The sequence below is a fragment of the Bacteroides sp. genome (assembly GCA_036351255.1).
Lineage (GTDB): Bacteria > Bacteroidota > Bacteroidia > Bacteroidales > UBA7960 > UBA7960.
Window position 1 is genome coordinate 20,967 of record JAZBOS010000004.1, and the last position, 20,840, is coordinate 41,806.

15 protein-coding genes are annotated in these 20,840 nt (G+C 47.0%); 4 read left to right on the plus strand and 11 right to left on the minus strand.

Annotation, left to right across the window (positions count from 1 at the left end):
* Window positions 1–37: 37 nt before the first annotated feature.
* The 3 genes from gdhA (V2I46_00130) to V2I46_00140 all read right to left on the minus strand — a co-directional run bounded on the left by gdhA (V2I46_00130) (window position 38) and on the right by V2I46_00140 (window position 8,022).
* Window positions 38–1,375: an NADP-specific glutamate dehydrogenase gene (gene gdhA / locus V2I46_00130; GenBank protein ID MEE4175891.1), complete on the minus strand. Its 1,338-nt coding sequence runs from the start codon at window positions 1,373–1,375 to the stop codon at window positions 38–40.
* A 111-nt stretch (window positions 1,376–1,486) separates the two neighbouring features.
* A complete protein-coding gene (locus tag V2I46_00135) occupies window positions 1,487–4,381 on the minus strand; it encodes a PEP/pyruvate-binding domain-containing protein (protein ID MEE4175892.1) in 2,895 nt (964 codons plus the stop codon).
* An 80-nt stretch (window positions 4,382–4,461) separates the two neighbouring features.
* A complete protein-coding gene (locus tag V2I46_00140) occupies window positions 4,462–8,022 on the minus strand; it encodes a PEP/pyruvate-binding domain-containing protein (protein ID MEE4175893.1) in 3,561 nt (1,186 codons plus the stop codon).
* Window positions 8,023–8,355: 333 nt separating this feature from the next.
* On the opposite strand from V2I46_00140, the gene gdhA (V2I46_00145) reads away from it, so the two are divergent.
* On the plus strand, window positions 8,356–9,699 hold the full coding sequence (gene gdhA, locus V2I46_00145) for an NADP-specific glutamate dehydrogenase (GenBank protein ID MEE4175894.1): 1,344 nt from the start codon (window positions 8,356–8,358) through the stop codon (window positions 9,697–9,699).
* Between the two features lie 44 nt (window positions 9,700–9,743).
* On the opposite strand, the gene wecB is transcribed toward gdhA (V2I46_00145), so the two are convergent.
* Window positions 9,744–10,823, minus strand: a complete 1,080-nt coding sequence (gene wecB / locus V2I46_00150; GenBank protein ID MEE4175895.1) for a UDP-N-acetylglucosamine 2-epimerase (non-hydrolyzing) — start codon at window positions 10,821–10,823, stop codon at window positions 9,744–9,746.
* Between the two features lie 38 nt (window positions 10,824–10,861).
* Window positions 10,862–12,163 carry a lipopolysaccharide biosynthesis protein gene (locus V2I46_00155; GenBank protein ID MEE4175896.1) on the minus strand — a complete coding sequence of 434 codons (1,302 nt, stop codon included), beginning with the start codon at window positions 12,161–12,163 and terminating at the stop codon, window positions 10,862–10,864.
* A 95-nt stretch (window positions 12,164–12,258) separates the two neighbouring features.
* Here V2I46_00155 and V2I46_00160 point away from each other — a divergent pair, with 95 nt between their 5' ends.
* Window positions 12,259–12,762 carry a shikimate kinase gene (locus V2I46_00160; protein ID MEE4175897.1) on the plus strand — a complete coding sequence of 168 codons (504 nt, stop codon included), beginning with the start codon at window positions 12,259–12,261 and terminating at the stop codon, window positions 12,760–12,762.
* Here the strand turns inward: V2I46_00160 and V2I46_00165 are convergent.
* A complete protein-coding gene (locus V2I46_00165; GenBank protein MEE4175898.1) occupies window positions 12,742–13,308 on the minus strand; it encodes a C40 family peptidase in 567 nt (188 codons plus the stop codon). The two genes, V2I46_00160 and V2I46_00165, sit on opposite strands and share 21 nt — an antisense overlap.
* Window positions 13,309–13,373: 65 nt before the next feature.
* The gene (locus V2I46_00170; protein MEE4175899.1) at window positions 13,374–13,940 is read right to left on the minus strand and encodes a YqgE/AlgH family protein; all 567 of its coding nucleotides are present in this window, start codon (window positions 13,938–13,940) and stop codon (window positions 13,374–13,376) included.
* A gap of 108 nt (window positions 13,941–14,048) precedes the next feature.
* Between V2I46_00170 and V2I46_00175 the strand changes: the two genes are divergently transcribed.
* Window positions 14,049–15,437, plus strand: coding sequence for a hypothetical protein (locus tag V2I46_00175; protein MEE4175900.1), 1,389 nt, complete (start codon window positions 14,049–14,051; stop codon window positions 15,435–15,437).
* Between the two features lie 100 nt (window positions 15,438–15,537).
* Window positions 15,538–16,923 (plus strand): UDP-N-acetylmuramoyl-L-alanine--D-glutamate ligase, encoded by a 1,386-nt coding sequence (gene murD / locus V2I46_00180; GenBank protein ID MEE4175901.1) that lies wholly within the window; start codon window positions 15,538–15,540, stop codon window positions 16,921–16,923.
* Between the two features lie 552 nt (window positions 16,924–17,475).
* Here the strand turns inward: murD and V2I46_00185 are convergent.
* The 4 genes from V2I46_00185 to fmt form a co-directional block, all read right to left on the minus strand.
* Entirely contained in the window at window positions 17,476–18,165 is a 690-nt protein-coding gene (locus V2I46_00185; protein ID MEE4175902.1) for an RNA methyltransferase, read from the minus strand.
* Window positions 18,166–18,174: 9 nt separating this feature from the next.
* On the minus strand, window positions 18,175–19,227 hold the full coding sequence (locus tag V2I46_00190; protein MEE4175903.1) for an agmatinase family protein: 1,053 nt from the start codon (window positions 19,225–19,227) through the stop codon (window positions 18,175–18,177).
* Window positions 19,228–19,321: 94 nt separating this feature from the next.
* On the minus strand, window positions 19,322–19,594 hold the full coding sequence (locus V2I46_00195; GenBank protein ID MEE4175904.1) for an HU family DNA-binding protein: 273 nt from the start codon (window positions 19,592–19,594) through the stop codon (window positions 19,322–19,324).
* A 186-nt stretch (window positions 19,595–19,780) separates the two neighbouring features.
* The gene (gene fmt / locus V2I46_00200; protein MEE4175905.1) at window positions 19,781–20,752 is read right to left on the minus strand and encodes a methionyl-tRNA formyltransferase; all 972 of its coding nucleotides are present in this window, start codon (window positions 20,750–20,752) and stop codon (window positions 19,781–19,783) included.
* Between the last annotated feature and the right edge of the window lie 88 nt (window positions 20,753–20,840).

The window sequence follows — 20,840 nt, forward strand, 5'->3', positions numbered from 1 at the left end:
ACACCTGCACAGCCCTTTTTGATGAAGTAAACCCTTATTAAATAACGCCTTGGTCAATCATAGCATCGGCCACTTTGATGAAACCAGCTACGTTGGCGCCTTTTACATAGTTAACAAATCCATTCTCTTCTTTGCCATATTTTACGCAAGCTTCATGGATGTTGACCATAATTTGGTGAAGTTTATCTTCCACTTCTTTGGCAGTCCAATTTAATTTCATTGCGTTCTGGGTCTGCTCCAGACCGGAGGTAGCAACACCGCCTGCGTTGGAAGCTTTTCCAGGTGCGTAAAGAATCTTGGCGTTGAGGAAGATCTCCATGGCTTCGGGCGTGCAAGGCATGTTTGCCCCTTCCGAAACGCAAATTACGCCATTATTGACCAGGTTCTGGGCATCCTGGGCGTTCAATTCGTTCTGTATGGCGCATGGGAGAGCCACATCACATTTCACTTCCCAAGGACGCTTTCCTTCAAAGAACTGGGCATTGGGGAACTCATAGGTGTAAGGTTTAACAATGTCCTGGTTAGATGCGCGCAGTTCAAGCAGGTAATCGATCTTTTCGCCACTGATGCCATCGGGGTCATACACATAACCATCGGGGCCGCTAATGGTTACAACCCTTGCACCCAATTGATTAGCCTTGATGATGGAGCCCCAGGAAACGTTACCAAAACCAGAAACTGCAACAATTTTTCCTTTCAATGATTCACCGCGGGTTTTAAGCATTTCTTCGGCAAAATAAACATTACCGAAACCGGTTGCTTCGGGACGGATAAGGCTGCCTCCCCAGTTGCGACCTTTGCCTGTCATCACACCGTTGTGGGTGTTGACCAGTTTCTTGTACATCCCATAAAGAAAGCCTATTTCACGGCCACCAACGCCAATGTCACCCGCAGGAATATCGGTATCAGGTCCGATATAACGGTAGAGTTCGGCCATAAAGCTCTGGCAGAAGCGCATGATCTCAGCATTGGATTTTCCTTTGGGATTGAAATCGCTACCCCCTTTGGCACCTCCCATTGGAAGAGTCGTAAGCGCGTTCTTGAAAGTCTGCTCAAAACCAAGGAATTTCAATCCGCCAAGCGTTACACTGGGGTGAAAACGCAAACCGCCCTTGTAAGGACCAATTGCATTGTTGAATTGAACACGGTAGCCACGGTTAACATTGACATTGCCCTTGTCGTCAAGCCATTCAACCTTGAAAGAAATAACCCTGTCGGGTTCAATGATCCTTTCAATAATGTTGTTGGCATCATACTTGGGATTCTCTTTGATGACGTCTTCAATCGTTTCAAGTACTTCCTTAACTGCCTGCAGAAACTCGGGCTGTCCTGGATTTTTCTTTTCCAGGTCTGCCATGATCTTTTCTAAGTCCATAATTTAACAGATTTAAAATGTTTTGAATAGGGGTGATGTTAAAAAATTAACGTTGATTTCCGGGGCGAAATTAGGCCTTATTTTATAGATAACAAAGCAAAGACAGGAAATTTATTTTTCTGGTTTTAAAACAATTCCGGTCTTTTTGCTTCCATCTATTTTTATGATGACAGGGTCAGTAAATTTCAAATGCCTGACGAATTGATCTTCATAAACGGCCTTTTGTTTATTGAGGAATTCAAGGTCGTAATGTCCTTCGCCGATAAAAGGGTTAATTGTGAAATAACCGACATTAAACGAGGTGAGGTTTTGGAAGAAATGAGTGCCCTGGCTGGGGTCTATGTGAAAATCTTTCAATCCGGCCTCCACAATGAGTCTGGCTGCTGATATCTGTGCCCATTTGACAGGTATACCAAGCCAGGGATCGGCTGATCCCCAGCGGCCTGGCCCAACAAGGATATAATTGCCGTTGTTGTTTACAAACTGACTATTCAGCCGGTCAACGACCTGGGCAATTTCTTTGGTGGAAGCAGGATTGAATGAGTCGGGCTTCACATAAATGAAATCACGGATGGTGTCTAAAAGTCCATTTCCAAGAGCTTGGTGACTGATGATAATGGATTTCTCAGGCACACAGGAATTGATTTTGATCCTATGGCGCTCCTGGGTTTCCACCACAGGCCTGATTTGCAGGAAATTAAACCCCTTGTTCTGACCTTCCGGTACATCCAGGTTGGCAGCAAATTCAATTTCTACCTGGTTGTTCATTTCTTTTAGCCCGATTTCCAGCAGGGTTTTCAGGATATCAGCCAAAGGAAAAACGTTGTGCTGTAAAATATTTGAAAAGGTAATGATCACTTTTCCTGACTCGTAAATGCCATCACGAACAATATGATCCTCATAATCATAGGTGGAGGCAATATATTTTAGTGAAGCATCTGAAAGGGCATCACGGATCTTAAGTTTAAAGAGGTTTTCGGCATCATTTATACTCGGTCTGAATTTTTCGGGATCCATATTAAGGCTGAAAAAATCTTTCTGACTGTCGCGGAGGGCAAAGTCAGGATTGGAGAGTTGCAAAGCCTTTTCAGGATACTTTGGGGAGAAGCGCAGAGAAATACCTCCTTCCACAATGGTGCGCCCCAGACCAAATGCAATGTTGGCAACTCCATCTTCATAACGCTCAGGCTCAATAGGGTAGAAGTTCACTGAGCGTGCAACGCCTGAAAGGGTAGGGTAAAACTTGTTGCCATATGACCTTCCGGCTACCTCTTGAATCACCACGGCCATTTTTTCCTCGTCGATCACGTTGGAAGTAGCAGAAATATAGGCTTTGCTTTCACGAAAAAATACGGAAGCATAAACGCTTTTTATAGCTTGCTCGAGTTGTTGCATTCGCACGGAACGCTCTGGATGGTTGTTAGAGATCATATAGGTGGAATACACCCCGGCAAAAGGCTGATAGTGGCTATCTTCGAGCAAACTGCTTGAACGAATGGCAAGCGGTGCATTGAAGAATCCTGCAATGTCCTTGACATAAGATTTCAGACGTGAAGGGGTGCGAGCTTCAACAAAACGTTCGAGGATCTCTTCATCACTTGCATTTGAAAGGGCAAATTCATAGAGTTCATTTTCTTCCATGAACTCATCGAACATATCAGTGGTAATGACAACTGTTCTGGGAATAGCAACCGTAACCCCTTCCCATTGATACATGATTTTGTACTTGTTGATCACCGAGTCGATAAAGGCTAAGCCCCTGGCTTTGCCCCCCAATTGGCCATCTCCAAGTCGGGTGAAGACTGCATATTCATCAAAATAACTGGCAATGATCCCCCGGCCTTTGGTACGACGGTAATTGGCGATGGTGTCAATAAGATAACTGCGAATTTCTTCAATGTTTCCAAAATCTTCACGGCTTTTTTCGGCGAATACATTGGCTAGTGAAAACAGTGCACGGGCCTTAAGCCAGCGAGAGAAGTGATTATTCGACACATGGTATTCTAGCGTTTTTGCGGGAACCCTGGCAATCTTTACCTGTAAGGAATGCAGGTTGTTTGCCCGGTCCTCTTCCCTTCCTGTCAGGGGTTCCTTAAATACAAAATCCCCGAAACCATAGTTCTCCCGGATATATTGTTTTAGTTCAACCAGGAGAGTTTTTGAGTATTTGTTAATAAAACTGACCCTGAGTTCCTGCATGATGCCTTCATCCCACTCATCTGACGATTGCAGCATAATGGGCAATTGGCTGTCTGCTTTGCGGATGTGTCTGGCAAAGCGAATCCCCGCTTCTTTATCGTTTTTACCTTTCCTCGAATAACTGATGTCGGAAATGACTCCCAGCAAGTTCTGGTGGTATTTTTCAAACAGGCTTACAGCCTCTTCATAGGTTTTTGCAAGGAGTATCTTGGGCCTTGCACGCATCCGCATGGTTTTCCGGTGCTCATTCAGGCCTTCTGTCATCAGCTCATTAGTTTGGTCAAAAATGACCTTATAAATGGTTGGAAGGTAAGATGAATAATACCTGATTGAATCTTCAACCAGCAAGATTGCCTGAACTCCGATCACGTCAATGTCAAATTCAGCATTCATGCGATCTTCCAGCAGTTTGATAATGGCCAGCAACAGACTTGAATTACCCAACCATGAGAAGACATAATCAATGCCGCTTAAATCCTCATTGGATAGTTTTATTGAAACTTCACGTGAGAAATGTGTCAGCACCACAATTGGGATCTTTGAGTAACGCTTTTTTACCTTTTTGGCCATCTCGAAGGCATCAATCTTCCCCACATTCAGCATCGTAATTACCAGGTCGAATTCTTTTTCTTCTAGCAGTTCAAATGCTTCTTCAGAGGAGCTGGCCTTAGTGAATTGCGGGGGGTAACGCAGGTTCTTGGAAGTGTATTCAAGAAAGATTTTTTCGTTAATACGCCCGTCTTCTTCCAGCATAAAGGCATCATAGTTGCTGCAAATTAAAAGCACATTAATGATTCGTTTTTGCATCAGATCTTCATAAGCGATCTCGGCAAAATCATAATGATCAGTGGAAAACTGTTCGTTGTATTTATATTTTGACTTCAGTGTCATAGTGGCATGTTTTCAGTATCGTTTTCTTCTTTTGGAAAATAAATCAGCGAGGTTCGCTTTTTCCCATCCATGACTATTTCTAAGGGTTTGTCAAATCGTACATGCCTGAAGAAACGGGTTTTTTCAATTACCGGGGCACTTTTCAGGGCTTCCCAGTTAACAAAGTCAATCAGGTCGTTATGCTTGACTGAGAAGTACCCGACATTCATGGAGATTACATTGTGAAAAAAGTGGGAGCCCAGGGAGGCATCCAACGGGAAGTTTTCAAGGCTGACTTCCACTATGATGCGTGCATTTGAGATTTGTGACCAGACAACCGGAATGCCAATGAACCGGTCGCGTGTTCCCCAGCGACCAGGTCCAATCAAAATGAATTTCCGGTTTTCTTCAACCATTTGCTGGTTGAGCCGCTCAATCTCATCTCGCATTTTTTCGGTCTTCAGACGGTCAAAGTGTTCCACATCCACAAAGATCACATCATAGATGTTGTTGATTCGCCCGTTGCCCATGCCGTTCTCGCAGTATAGCATCAGGCGTTCATTTTCTATCTTGTCAATAGAGATTTCGTTATCGATAATATTTTTGATCAGCGGTTTCACTTGGAGCAGGTAAAAGGCTGCCCGGCCTTGTTTGTCCTTATTGAGGTCAACCGCAAATTCTATTTCTACAGGTGTACCCATGGATTCAGAAACGATGTCAAGGATGACCTGGATGGTTTTTGACAAGGGAATGTAATCGTATTTCAGGATGTTGGCAAAGTTGATAACCCGTGGCCCGGGTTGTGTTATTCCAGGGATGGTGCGTTCATTTGAAATATCGTATACCGAGGCACAATGCTTCAGAGTACCGTGCGTTTCGGCCTTGTCAATTTCGAGTTTGATCAGGCCGGCATCTTCCCCTTCCAGCAGGTTGATGTCTTGCTTTTTCATGTCGATAGCATAAAAGTGAACCTGGGAGTTTTTAAATAGGTCGCGCGGGGTGAAAATCTCCAATTGAGGATGAACCGGGGAGAATCGGTAGGTTTTTTCGCCTTCAACCACATACTTGCCCAAACCTACGGCAGCCACTGCAAAACCTTCATCAGGCTGCATGTATGAGAATGGATAAAAGTTATAGGATTGCGCTACCCCGCTGATGTGTGGGTAAAAACTTCTTTCATATTCATTTCCTACCACTTCCTGGATAATCACCGCCATTTTTTCTTCTTCGATCTTGTAGTTGACAGCCTGAAAATAAGCAGAGGCAGTAGGAGAAAAAATGGAAGCGAAGACCAGTTTAACGGCATTCATCACCTGTTCCAGGCGCACTTTTATATCCGGATGATTATTGGGTAACAGAAAAGTATCGAAAATTCCTGCGAAGGGTTGCATCAGTGAATCTTCAAACAGACTGGAGGACCTTATGGCAATAGGGCGGTGAATAATAGACAGGTAGGTTTTTAGCCTGCGCTGAAGCGTATCTGTCAAACGGCCCGCCACGAAAATCTCCTTTAGGCTTTCATAATCAGTCTCATCCTGAATCTTCTCCAGAATATTATTATTTTGGAGAAATCGCTCAAACTCCTCTGTCCCAATAATGGAAGTGCGTGGGGAAAGGATACGGATATCAGGGACCAGTTCCGAAAAACTAAAGTTGTTGATGATCATGTTGATAAAGGCCAAACCACGTCCTTTTCCGCCGAGAGAACCGGAAGCCATACTCACAATGTTGGTTTCATCAAGAATGGCTGATTCCTCAAAGTTAATCACCTTGCCTTTTTGTTTGTCGCGGATACATTCCTCAATAATATTTAAAAGAAATTCCCGAAGACTTCCGGGCGACTTGAAATCATCCACGCGCAAAGGCTTGATACGCTTAGCAATCTGAATCTCCCCGCGCGCCATAAGCCAGTGCGAGAAATGGTTCTTGCGGGCATGGTAGATAAGTGATTTTTCCGGAATGGTCCGAAGGTGGTTCTGAAACTCCTTCATCGAACGCGCTATGGCAATATCTTTGCGGCCATCCTCATCCTTGTAAACAAAATTTCCAAAACCCAGGTAATAATTGATGAAACTTTGAAGGTCTTGCTTAAGGTTTTCTGAGTTTTTGTTAATAAAGGTGGATTTGAGTTCATAGGCGCGTTGTGCATTATCAGGATCCGACGACTGTAAAACCGTTGGAAGGTCGGGGATTTTTTCCTTGGCATACTTAATAAGGCTTATTCCCGCTGATTCATCCAGCCTGCCGTCTTTTTCAAATTTTGCATCTGAAATAATGCATAGCATGTTGTCCTGGTATTTGCTGAACAACTGTACCGCTTCCTTGTAACTCGAAGCAAGCAGAACCTTGGGTCTTACCCTCATTTTCAACAACTTGTAAAGCTCGTCGGTATTTACCTCTTCAATGAGTTGCTGGGTCTGTTCAATTACAATGGAATATAAAATAGGCAGATATCTTGAGTAATACCTAGCAGAGTCCTCCACCAGCAGAATAACCCTTACCATCCCAATGCGGATATCATTTTCAACATTATAACGGTCTTCGTTGTATTTTACCATTGCCAGGAAAACCTTCGAGTCACCGTTCCAGACGAAGATCTTGTCGATGGGGGCAATTTGCTTGTTGCCATCCTCAAACATGGCAATATCGCTGTTGTTGTTCAGCAATAGAAAAATCGGAACCGTCGGATAAATCTGTTTGATGATACGGCTCAACTGTATTGGTGTGGATTTATCAACCCCCATCATTACAATAACAAGGTCAAAGTTTTTCTCCTCCAGTTTCTCCAGAGCTTCTTCAGGAGTGGAGACGCCAGTTATTCGGGGAGCCGAAGAAAGATTTAGCTGGTAATATTCCCCGGTGACCTGCTCAAAGAAACGGCCTTCCTGTTCAATGTTGTATGCGTCGTATAGGTTAGCTACCAGCAGGATTTCGCGAACCTTGTATTGCATCAGGTCATGGTAAATGTCCCGATCTGAATTGTGCTTAATCAGGAACTTTTGCAGTAAGTGTCTGTTCTGGGCGGCGTGATCCTGTTCCTGCTTGGTTTGGGTGGCACTTAAATGGTCTGAGATATTCTTTTGCAGCAGGCTTTTCCCAATGTTGGTATTCAAGTGGCCTGTGATCAGGTTGGTGATATTGGCAATTAATTGCCGTTCTTCCATCAGGAAAGGTCCTTCATCGGCCTGGTGATGCTCATTCAAATAATAAATCTCAACTGTCCCTTCACGACCATCAATGGTTTCAAAAGTTCTTCGCTGCAACCAGCGGCTTTCCTTAAAACGGTTGCTGCTGATAAAAACCTCTTTGCCATATTTAATTCGAGCGACGGTATCTTCCGGATACTGCCAGGCAGGAGGGAGCACTTTAACAATATCCCCAAGCATCTCTCCAACCGCCTTATCCTCTTTTAATATGGATACGGTTTGGTTAATGGCTCCCAGTTCCTTTAGCCGCTCTTGTTTTTCGGCAAGTAACCGCTGAATCTCTTCCTGGCTTACGGGAATAGGTTGGTCATCGCTTACCTGGTTGAAAAACCCAGGCTCATTAATTCCCCTTGAATCATCGCCTTTATCCATAGTTGTATGCTTGGTAGTCATTGAAAAACCGGTGTCATTTCATAAAAAAAACTTCGTTTGTACGAAATGACCGTGAAAATAATAATTATGAAGGTTTCAACGAGCCAAATCTCAGAATTTTTTATCCTTATGAAGGTACAAAAAATGAACCTTTAAATTTAATGTTAGATTTATCTCCTAATGCCAGGAGGATGTTATATAAAAAAAAATGAGATACGCAAGAAAAATATAAAAAAAATATGTTTTTAAAAAAAATGTGTTTCATTATAAAAAGTGCCTAAAATTGTTGAGTTAACTCATTTACTTAATTTCTCAATTCCAAAACCAAAACGTATGGATGCACAATTAAAAAAATTCATGGATTATGTGATCGCCAAAAACCCCTCCGAGCCTGAGTTTTACCAGGCTGTTCAGGAAGTGGCAGAGACCATTTTCCCTTATTTGGACGAAAACCCAAAATACAAGGCAGCCAAAGTCTTCGAACGAATGATCGAACCGGAGCGGATCATTATCTTCCGGGTGCCTTGGATTGACGACAAAGGGGAAGTCCAAATCAACCGGGGCTTCCGGATTGAAATGAACAGCGCCATAGGTCCTTATAAAGGAGGCCTGCGTTTTCACCCCACCGTTAACCTGGGCATCCTGAAGTTCCTGGCTTTTGAACAAGTCTTTAAGAACAGCCTGACCTCTTTGCCCATGGGGGGCGGAAAAGGCGGCAGTGATTTCGATCCCAAAGGAAAAACCGACAATGAAGTGATGCGTTTTTGCCAGAGCTTTATGACCGAACTTTTCCGCCACATTGGCCCTGATACCGACGTGCCTGCAGGCGATATCGGGGTAGGTGGCCGTGAGGTTGGTTTTATGTTTGGCCAGTACAAAAGGCTGAAAAACGAGTTTACAGGGGTTTTGACCGGAAAGGGCATTGAATATGGCGGCAGCCTCATCAGGCCGGAGGCCACTGGTTATGGCTGCGTATATTTTGCACAGGAGATGCTTAGTACCATTAATGAAGGACTCAAGGGTAAAGTGGCTGCCGTCAGTGGTTCAGGTAACGTGGCTCAATATGCTACCCAAAAACTGATCGAACTGGGTGCAAAAGTGGTCACCCTTTCTGACTCCAATGGCTACATCTTTGACAAAGATGGCATTGATGCCGAAAAACTAGCCTTTATTCAGCACCTGAAGAATGTTAAGCGGGGCCGCATTCGCGAATATGCTGACCAGTTTGGCTGCAAATATGTGGAGGGCGTCTCACGTCCCTGGCATGAGGTATGTGACATTGCTCTGCCCTGTGCAACCGAAAATGAATTGAATGAGGAGGAAGCAAAAACCCTAGTGAAGAATGGTTGCATCTGCGTTTCGGAAGGTGCTAATATGCCTTCCACTCCCGATGCTGCAGAAGTCTTCCTCAATAACAAGATCCTGTATGGTCCTGGTAAGGCAGCGAATGCCGGTGGCGTTGCAACCTCAGGACTTGAAATGAGCCAAAACTCATTGCGGCTTTCCTGGACCAGAGAAGAAGTAGACCAGCGCCTGCATAACATAATGATCAACATTCACAAAACCTGCCTGCAGTTTGGCAAGGAAGAAGACGGATATGTTAATTATGTGAAGGGAGCCAATATCGGTGGTTTCGTAAAAGTAGCCGATGCCATGATGGCCCAGGGTTATGTGTAATTGATTGCGTTGATTTCCAAAAAGGGGCCTTACGGGCCCTTTTTTTATAATTCGGGCTGAAGGAAAGCATCAGCAATTATTGCCGCCGCATTGCCTATCCCATATAATCCGGAAGTGAATTCCGGCCGTTTTTTGTTTAGCATGTCAAAGGCTTCCACGATGGCTTTTTTACTGGTGCCACTGACCAGGTTGTATCCAGCATCAACAAGTTCTGTCCATTCAGTTTCCTTTCGAAGGGTGATACAAGGGCGTTCAGCAAAATAGGCCTCTTTTTGCAATCCGCCACTGTCGGTGAGTACCATATGACTTTTCTCCAGCAGATAAAGGATCTCAAGATAGCTCACGGGCTCAATCACTGTAATGCTTTCGATCAGGTTAGGTACATCCGTGTGGTTTAATACATTAAAGGTGCGTGGGTGTATGGGCAACACCAGGGGAAACTCAGCAGCAATCTCATTTAGGGCTTCCACAATTTCCTTCAGAGTCTCCGGCTGATCCGTGTTCTCAGCCCGGTGAAGGGTCACCAGCCCAAACTTTGCAGGCAGTTTAAGTTTTTTTGGGGCTTTTCGCATATCCGAAAAGTGAAGATAGGCATCGTACATCACATCGCCTGTAAGCAATACCCGGTTATCGAAATGGTCAAAACCTTCCCGCTCCAAGTTATCCAGGGCCACTTGTGAAGGACAGAAAAGCAAATCAGCGATCCGATCGGTGAGGATCCGGTTGATCTCTTCAGGCATAGCCATATTAAACGAACGCAGGCCTGCTTCCACATGGGCAACTGGCAAACCGATCTTTTTTGCAGCCAGGGCCCCGGCCAGTGTTGAGTTGGTGTCACCGTATACCATTACCCAATCGGGATTTTCCTTTAGCATGACTTCCTCGGCCCGCTCCAGCATGCGACCTGTCATGGCACCATGCGGAAGGTTATGAATTGCCAGATTATAAGCAGGTTCGGGAATGTGCATTTGTTCAAAGAAAACCTGGCTCATGTTGTGATCAAAATGCTGTCCTGTATGAACAATCACTTCCTTAAGGCCCTTACGCCGGGCAATCTCCCTGCTGACAGCAGCAGCCTTGATAAACTGGGGACGAGCCCCAATGATGGTCAATATCTTTTTCATCTCCTTTTGGTTGAACTTCAAGCTCCCTCTCTGGAAGGTTAAGGCTCTTGTTCTGTTTTTTCTTTACTGATAACAGGTTCAATGATATCCCGGTGGTATTGTTTTACGATCCCGTTGATCAGCAAAAGGTTGATGCTATATGCAATCACTTCAACTGCAGCCAGAATCAGGATAAAATACATGATAGGCAAATTCCGGAAAAGTACCAATGCACAAACCAGTGCAAAATAAGTGATTTGCCAGGCAGCCTGGGCCTTTAGTTTTCGCAGGCCGACATATACCATGGTCAGGGGCGAAACAGCAACCCGGGCAAGTGTACCCCAGACGAGTAGTTGGGCAAAACGGCCCGATTCCTGATAGGGCGCCCCTGCATAAAGCCCCAGCAAGCGGGGGCCAAAAAGGGTAAGAACCACAGCGAAAAGCAACCCCAGTATGCTTAATACCCCCAGCAATTGTTTGTACTCCCGGATAAAAGACAAACCCTTCCGCTTTTTTTCCGAAACTTCCTGTAAGAATACCTGCCCCACACTCATCGTAAGCAAAGCCGAAGGTACCACCAACACAAGGCGTGTCAGGTCAAAATATCCAGCTACCTCCTGGCTGTAAAATTTATTGATGAATATGGTTGGGATCATCAGGCAAAAGGTGTTCAGGGTCATGGGAAGCATGCTGTAAAGCGGGTAATCGGAATATTGCCTGATTAATCGTTTTTGCAGGGGAAAAGAATGCAGGCTTGCTTTGAAGCGGGATTGCCTTAGCTGGAACATCCCGCTGATGACATTGGCAACATGTCCTGCCACATCTCCAATCACAAGTCCTGCTGGCCAACGGATGGCGCCCAGCCCCATCTGCACACCGCCTTCGGCTACCCTCCTGGCCCCTTTGTTGAGGGAAATGGCTTTGAATCGCTTTTTCCGGATCAGGTAATAATTCATCGTCTGGTAAGTCCCAAGCAAAAAAACACTGGCCGGAAGGAACAACAGCCACCAGGCTTGACCCTTGCTGATATTTAGAAAGCCTGCCAGCGAATCCCTGAAAAAGCCGACAATCAGCAAGAGAATAAAGCTGAAGATCAGGTTGAAGTAGAATGCCAAAAAAAATAAATTCACCGCTTCGGCTTTCTTCTCGGGCTGCACAATGGCTGGCTCATAACGAAGGGTGGACAGGGTGACCAGTATACTTACCAGGCTCAGATAAACCGAATAGGCCCCAAAATCCTCGGGTAAATACATCCGCCGGAGAAACGGTTGCAGCAGGATGGCCACCAGCTGGGCTGCTGCCGTCCCCGTAAAAAGAGTAAATATCCCCCCGAATAAAGACTTGTTGAGCTGAAAATGCATTGAAATTGCCTTTTTGAAGGCTTATGGGCAAAGTTAATCTATTTTCTTTAGGTTCAATTCTCGAGTTTTTGCCTTAATTTTATAAAAAAAACTCCATGCGCATTTACCTCATTGGATTTATGGGCAGTGGCAAAAGTTCTCTCGGCAGACGGCTGGCGAAAAAACTCGCATATCATTTTGTGGATTTAGACCAGGAAGTGGAAAATCAGGCAGGAATAAGCATCCCTGATATCTTTCTTCGCTTTGGGGAAAGCCACTTTCGGGAGCTGGAGCAAAAGGCTTTGCTGCAATCAGTATCACATCATAAGGCCGTGATAGCAACTGGGGGAGGGACCCCCTGCTTTTTCGATAATATGAAGTTTATCAATGAGCACGGCGTGTCTGTATACCTGCGAATGAGTCCTGCAAGCCTGGCTTATCGCCTCGAACATGCCCAAACTTCAAGACCACTGGTAGAGAAACACAAAGGCGATGACCTTCTGAATTATATTGAGGAAAAATTAAAGGAAAGAGAGCCCTGGTATTTGCAGGCCCGCTGCATTATCAAAGGGGAAACCGTGAAAGCTGACCAGATCATTTCATTGGTCTTTGGCCACTGATGTTTGAATCGGGGAGAAATCCGGCAGCCGTCCTCCTTTCACTAAATTACGTTTGAAGTAGGTCTCGCTCAGGTCGCTGATCTTTACCCCCTGACTTGACGATGTATGAATAAATTTTCCACCGCCCAGGTAAATTCCCACATGGTCGATGCGGCTTTGATGATAGACGCGGAAAAATACCAGGTCGCCTTCTTTCAGGGATTCCTGGGGAAGCGGTACTATAAGGCGAGACATATCTTGTGAACTTCCTTTGAGGTCTATCCCGTATACTTTGCGGTAAATGATCTTTACCAGCCCCGAACAGTCAATGCCTTGCTGGCCTCGGCGCCGGTGAGGGGTGCCAAGCCATTTGTGCAACTCAAAAAATAGTGCAGGATTGGTTTGATAACTGACCGGAACCCCCAGTGCTGAGAAATCGGTCATCACAGCCAAATAGGTTGAGTCGGGGAAAGTCTGATCTGCAACTTCTTCGCTAGCTGAAAACATGTGAAAAAGGGGTGGAACCGTGAAGATGCTTATTACCAGGACCAGTATATATCGAAGCATTAGATTGGGGTAGGATTTGCTTGACAACCCGAAATTTGAATCCTCTGTAATTGGTATGCGACAGCTTAGTTGAGAATGGGATCTGCAGGGAAGTTGGCCCATATGGCGTAATCATCGCCCAATTCCTTAAGCATATTACCCCAAATACTTTCCGGCTTATCGCTCATTACCGTATCAAGCGAACACTGCGTAACGATCCACGAATCTTCCTTGAGTTCACGGTCCAATTGTTTGGGCTCCCAGCCCGAATAGCCAATAAAAAAGCGTACTTCTTCAGGGTTTACCAGCTTCAGGTCAACCAGCTCCATAAGTTTTTCGATCTCGCCACCCCAGAACAGCCCCTCAAGAATTTCCATACTGCCGGGAATACGCTCACCCAAAGTATGCAAGTAAAACAGGCGGTCGGGGTGTACTGGTCCACCGAGGTAAAGCGGAAATTCATTGGTGGGGAATTCCTTCACTACATCTTTCAGCTTCAGGTTGATGGGCTTGTTGAGGATCAGGCCTACACTGCCTTCTTCATCGCTGTGCTCAGCCAATAGCACTACACTGCGACTGAAATAGAAGTCGCGCAATGCAGGCTCGCTGATCAGCAGTTTGCCGCGTGCAGGATTGGCCTTGTTCTGGTTCATGTTTAGAAAGTTATTACTTTTATTTTGAATTTCGGACCCTAGAGCGGTTTTTGTTACTTTTGGAGCTGAATTCAGCAATACAACAACAAATTTCTTGCCATTGTTCAAATGCGCCAAAATGACCATTCAATAAAATATCAACAACTTCGGGCAGCTTTCCCGCGCTTTGTTTATGAGTCCTGCCTTGTAAAGAAAACGGCCGGTGGCGTTCATTTGGTATTTGAGTTTTCGGTAAATCAGGAATTGGTTTTCAGACCCACGATGTTTTTTCCCAACCAGGGGCGTTTCCGCGTTTTGCCTGATGGGCTACTGGAAGTCCTTGCTTTCCATATTGGCATGGTCGAAATGATCAGTTACTGGAAAGCTTTTTGCTCGCCTGTCATCCTGATAAGGCCATTCCAACTGGATCCCGCCAAAGAGGAATGGTGGAAAAAGCTGTTTCGTTATGGACTGGGTGAGTTTTTTTATACCAATGGCATTGAAATTCCGGGAGAAGAAATATTTGAATTTGAATATGCCCCTGAAGCCTTCCCTTTTGAGAAGTATCGTCTTCCTGAACAGGACGAAAGCGTGATCATCCCGGTGGGGGGAGGCAAGGATTCGGTGGTTACACTCCAACTGATGAAGGATTTTGGCGGCCACCACCTGCCCCTGGTGATGAACCACCGCGGAGCCACCCGGCAAGTGCTCGAAGCCGGAGGCTATGGTTTGGACGACAGCCTCGAAATTAAGCGTACCCTCGATCCCTTGCTCCTTGAACTTAATACCCAGGGCTTTCTCAATGGTCATACGCCCTTTTCGGCCTTACTCGCTTTTTTGACCACCATGGCGGCCGCCCTTACGGGAAAAAAATACATTGCCCTTTCCAACGAGTCAAGCGCAAATGAGCCAAGCATCCCGGGAACGAAAATCAACCATCAGTATTCAAAATCATTTGAATTTGAACAGGACTTTAGAGATTACCTCTTGGAACATTTTCTGGAGGGCATTCATTATTTCAGTTTTCTGAGGCCCCTTAACGAATTGCAGATAGGAGCCCTGTTTGCCCGTTTCCCAAAATACCACGGAGTGTTTAAAAGCTGCAATGCAGGCAGCAAGACCGATTCCTGGTGCTGCAATTGCTCTAAGTGCCTGTTTACCTGGACCATGCTCGACCCCTTTCTTCCGCAGGAGCAGTTGCTGGGCATCTTTGGTGAAAACCTGTTTGAAAAGGCAAGCCTGGCCCCCATGCTTGATCAGCTTATTGGTGTGGCCGAAAACAAACCCTTTGAGTGTGTTGGGACCATAAATGAAGTCAATGCCGCCCTTCATAGAAGTATTCGCAAGCGTCAGGGAGAGGATTTACCTGTCTTGCTTAAACATTTCGGGGAACATCAACCCGGGGAGTCGAGTTTGAAAGGCCTGGAAGATTTCCTTACGGGATTTCATAGCCCACACGCCCTGGAAGTGCCTTTTGTGAAATTGCTGAAGGATGCGCTTTCGAAAATAGGCAGGTGAAATTCAAGGTTTAATGTTTAACCCACCCTTCAGCAGGCAGCCTTGAACCTTGAACCTTAAACTTTTAAACTTTAACCCCTAACCCCAAACTCCGAACCCTTTGAATAAGAAACTGTTTCAGAACTTTTTCAGCGACAAGAAGGTAGCCATCCTGGGTTTTGCCCGGGAGGGGCAGTCTACATACAAGGCCATTCGGAAAGCCCTGCCTGATTTTCCGCTTTTGGTATGCGACCGTTTGGAACCCGCTTCCGAAAACCTGACCAAATGGCAGGATGACCCGAATACAAGCTTGTTTTTTGGGGCTCATTACCTCGAAGGTATAAAAGGCGCCGATCTTATCATCAAAACCCCTGGCATTCCTTTCCGGGTGATTGAAGACGAAGCCAATCGTGAAAAAGTTGTGTCGCAAACCGAACTTTTCCTGAAGCTTTTTGGGAACCAGGTCGTGGGAATCACGGGTACCAAAGGGAAAAGCACCACTTCGAGCTTGCTTTACCATATCCTGAAAACCGCTGGAAGACCCGCCCTATTGGCTGGGAATATCGGGACTCCGCCCCTCGATTTTATCGATGAGATCACCGATGAAACAGTTGTGGTGTTCGAGATGAGCAGCCACCAGCTTGAACACTGCAAAGTTTCGCCCCATATGGCCATTCTGCTTAATATCTTTCAGGAGCACCTTGACCATTACAAAAGCTACCGCGATTACCAGCTGGCTAAAATGAACATTGCCCGCTGGCAATCGGCTGAAGACATTTTTATCTATAATCCCTTCAACGAGGTGGTGGTTGACCTGGTGAACGAACTCGAACTGGTCTCGCAGCATTGGTTATTGGGAAATGCCCTGGGACATCCCAACCGGGTCTTTTGCGATAAGGGAAGCCTGGTACTGACCCATGACGGGCAGGAGTCACGCATCCGCGACATCTGCCGGGTTCGTAAATTGCCCGGCGATCACAACTTGTTCAATATTGCGGCTGCAGGGGCTGCGGCATTCCTGCTGAATGTTGCCCCGCTGAAGATCACCCGCGCCGTTGCCAGTTTCTCTGGACTTCCCCACCGGCTTGAGTTTGTGGGTTTCAAGCAAGGCATTTCCTTTTACAACGACTCCATCTCAACCATACCCGAGTCGACCATGGAAGCCATAAAAACTTTTCCTGATACCGACACCCTGATCCTGGGAGGCTTTGATCGCGGGGTGGAATACCAGGCCCTGATGCATTTTCTTGCCGATTCTAAGGTGCAGACCCTGGTTTTCCTGGGCGCAGCAGGGCAGCGTATGTACCATGAAGGGAAAGACTTTCCCGGTATTCAGAAAAAGCAATGTTTCTTCCCCAAAAGCTTCCGTGAGGGCTTTGAAATGGCCGTTGAGCATACCCCGGCCGCGGGCATCTGCCTCCTTTCGCCCGCCGCCGCCAGCTACGACGCCTTTCGGAACTTTGAGCACAGAGGCGACACCTTCAGAGACCTGGTGATGGGATTATAATCCTGAAATCGCCTGGCCTGCTTTGACCGGATTCTTTCTGTTTCACTTAATTTTTTCCTCCTGCCGGGAAGATTCGCTCCCTTGTCCATTTGTTTTGATGGTCCAGCCATTGATTTGGCATAGTTTGAATTTTCCCGGCAGTGAGCAGTAAAGTACCTGCTCCATACCAAGCTCGTAGTTTATACGGTTTAAACCGTATAAACTACGAGCTTGGAACGAACCTGGTGCGAGCATGGCAGGGCGGTCCTTTGGTCCTTCCTGATGAAAGGAAAGGCAATGGAAATGAAAAAGGGACAAGCCGAAACTTGTCCCTTTTTCATTTTGTGAACCAATAAATAGGGAATGTCCTATTTCTTGGTTGTTCTCTTTTTTGGGGCTGCTGGAGGGGGAGGGGCAACAGGTGGTTTGCTGGTGTTGCGGGGCCTTGTTTTACCATAGGTTCCTCTAAAAAGTTTTCCGCGGCGGGTTTTTTGATCTCCTTTTCCCATAGCCTTATTTTTTTAGGTTAAACAATGATTCATGCTTTAAAAGTAATCATTTCGGGCGGGAAAGTCAAAGATTTGCCTGATGATTTTCCAGAAATCGTTCAATAAGGAAGTCGGCGCTCTTCACCGAAGCTTTAACCCACTGGAGGTGGAGGGCGTCGCGCTCAGCTTCGGGGAGTGCCCAGGGAAACTGGCTGCTGCGAATGCGGGAGCTGAGTTCGTAGAGGCAAATGGCTGCCGAGACGGAGATGTTGAAGCTTTCGGTGAAGCCGGCCATGGGGATGCACAGAAAGGTGTCTGCCATATCTATGGCTTCGGCTGTGAGGCCTTCGAGCTCTGTACCGAACAGGAGGGCCACAGGCTTGTCGAGGGGCAGGGTGGCTGGGCTGTATTTGTTTTCGTGGGGGGAAGTGGCCACAAGGGTGTAGCCTTTGGATCTCAGGTTTTCGAGACAGGCTCGGGTGTTGTTTCCCAGCTGGTTGTATCGTTGCAGGTCGAGCCATTTGGTAGAACCCATTGACACATCGGGGTTTACCTCGTATTCATTGCGGTTTTCGATGATGTGGACATCCTGGATGCCGAAACATTCGCAGGAGCGAAGCACGGCATTGGCGTTGTGCGATTGATAAATATCTTCGAGGACCACAGTCAGATAACGGGTGCGTTGCGAGAGCACCTGGAGGATGCGCTCGCGGCGGGTAGGGGTCATAAAGCCACTGAGGAACTCGATCAACAGCTTTTGGGTCGAGGGGTCCATAGGGATTAATTAATGGTTCTCAGCATTGCTTTTGATGATCATCCCAGCGAGGCGGAAGAGAAGGCGGCTTGAGACGATGCCATCCATTTCGCTTGGTCCGGTTTCCACCAGGTCGGCGCCAATGATCTTTTTTCCCTGGGTCACGATGGTTTCGAGCAGGAAATTGGCCTGATTAAACGACAAGCCCCCGGGCAGGGGTGTGCCAGTGCCGGGGCAGAGGGAGGGGTCGAGGCCATCGACATCAAAGCTTACATATACTTCGTCGGGTAGCTTTTCGACGATTTCGTGGCAAATCTCTGACCAGCTGTCGCCTTCAAACAGGCGGTTATGGAGGTCACGGTCGAAATAAGTGCGTATCCTGGCGGGGTTTTGGCTGATGACCTGCACCTCTTCGGGGCAGATCTCGCGGATGCCTACCTGGACCAGTTTCCCGACGCCTTTGGTTTGCAAAGCGTTGTACATGATGGAGGCGTGCGACTGAATAAATCCCTGGTAGGCATTGCGGAGGTCGGCGTGGGCGTCGATCTGGAGGATGCCAAAGCCGGGGCGTTTGCGGGCCAGGGCGCGGATGAGGCCGAGGGGCACACTGTGCTCGCCGCCTACCACCACAGGGATTTTTTCCTGCTCAAGGTACATCAACGACTTCTGCTCGAGTTCGAGGCTCAGGGCTTCACTGGCATCGTTCACCTCGCGAATGATCTCCTGCATATCATTGTGCTCATCGGGGTCACCTCCCAGTTCGAGGAAGCTGATGTAATGGCTTGCTCTTTTTCGAAGTTGCTGGTTACGGCTGACCATGGCTGGGTCGATGTCCTCCATGGCCATTCCCTCTTGCCAGGCATTGGGGACAAAGGGATCGAACAGGTCAATCTGGAAGGAGGATTCGAACACCTTTTCCGGCCCCAAGGAGGTGCCTTCAAAGTTTGAAACTGTGACATCCCAGGGCATGGGGATGAATACCACACGGGCACTTTCAGGGGTGAAAGGCAGGCTGAAGATATTGTTTGACGTGTTGCCGGTCCCATTGGGGTTAAACCCCCGGAGGGCATCTTTTTCGCTCATGACCGTGGTATTTATGAAGGTGAAGGAAAAGCTCCAGACAAAAATAAAAAAAGCCCCGGAACTTCCGGGGCTTATCGAAGCTTGATTTTCAGGCTTACTTAACAATCTTAGCTAAATCAGCACCAGCTTTGAATTTTACCACTTTTTTGGCGGGGATGGTAATTTCCTTGCCAGACTGGGGGTTGCGGCCCTTGCGAGCTTCTCTTTTTGAAACAGAGAATGAACCGAAACCAACGAGGGCAACACGGTCACCTTTTTTCAAGGCTTTGGTGGTGGCACCGATGAAGGCGTCGAGTGATTTTTTTGCGTCGGCTTTGGTTAAACCTGCTCCTGATGCAATAGCATCGATCAATTCTGCTTTGTTCATTTTTTTGAAAGTTTTAGTTACACGAGTAATTGGTTGCTTCCATTAATCATTGCAAATATAGGCCATTTATAAGAAAATGCAAGCCTGACGCGGGAAATCTCGCTATTTTGTTGAAAAATCAGCGATTTTGTTAATAACTATGGCCTAAAAATGGCCAGAATAGCAGATTTAACAGGGATTTTGGCGCTATTGGGGGAAACTTCTGAGGTTTTCGGCCCGGAAACCCCGGAGGAAATCAGAGGTGTTCATGCGCTTTTTCCCTGCCATCTGGAGGCTGTTGACCAAAACCAGGCCATCGGGGGTGGCAAACATCAGGTTGGACTTGCCATCAGAGAAAAGGGTGCCTGGCGTTTTGGCGTGGGGCACTTGTTTTGCCCGGGCCTCGAATATTTTCAGGGTGGTTTGCTGCCCTTCGTGGGATATGGTGGTAAAGGCGCCCGGATAAGGGCTCAGGCCGTGAATGAGGTTGACCACCTGCTGGCAGGGTTGGTTCCAGTCGATCTGGCAGTCTTCCTTAAATATCTTTGGGGCCTTTTTTAGCTCGACGGAATTGGTGATGAGGCCTTCCTGATCCAGGGGTTTTGCTTTGCCGGAGGCCAGGGCATCGAGGGTTTTCATTACGATGGCGGCACCTGCTTCCTGGATACGGTCGTGGAGTTGTCCTGCGGTTTCGTTTTCCCCGACAGGTATTTTTTCCCTGAAAAGGATTTTGCCGGTGTCGATCTCACGATCGAGCAGAAAGGTGGTTACGCCGGTTTCGGTTTCGCCGTTGATAATGGCCCAGTTGATAGGTGCGGCGCCGCGGTATTGCGGGAGGAGGGAGGCGTGCATATTGAAGGTGCCCATTGGGGGCAAAGCCCAGACGCTTTCGGGGAGCATGCGGAAGGCTACCACCACCTGCACATCGGGTTTCCATCCCTGAAGAGCTTCCTGAAATTCGGGGGATTTCAGACTGGTGGGCTGCTGGATGGGTAAGTCCCATTTCAAGGCAGCCACTTTCACATCAGAATAATGAATCTTGAGACCACGTCCGGCGGGTTTGTCAGGGGCGGTAACCACTCCCACCACCTGGTAGCCTTCCCCGAGTATTGCTTCGAGGATGAAGGCAGCAATGGCAGGCGTGCCCATAAAAACGATGCGGAGGTCCCTGGGGTTCATGATTGTTTTCAGGCGCCCAGCCTGTTTTTCAGGTCCACCATTCTGATGGCAGTGACGGCGGCTTCATCGCCTTTGTTGCCGTGTTTTC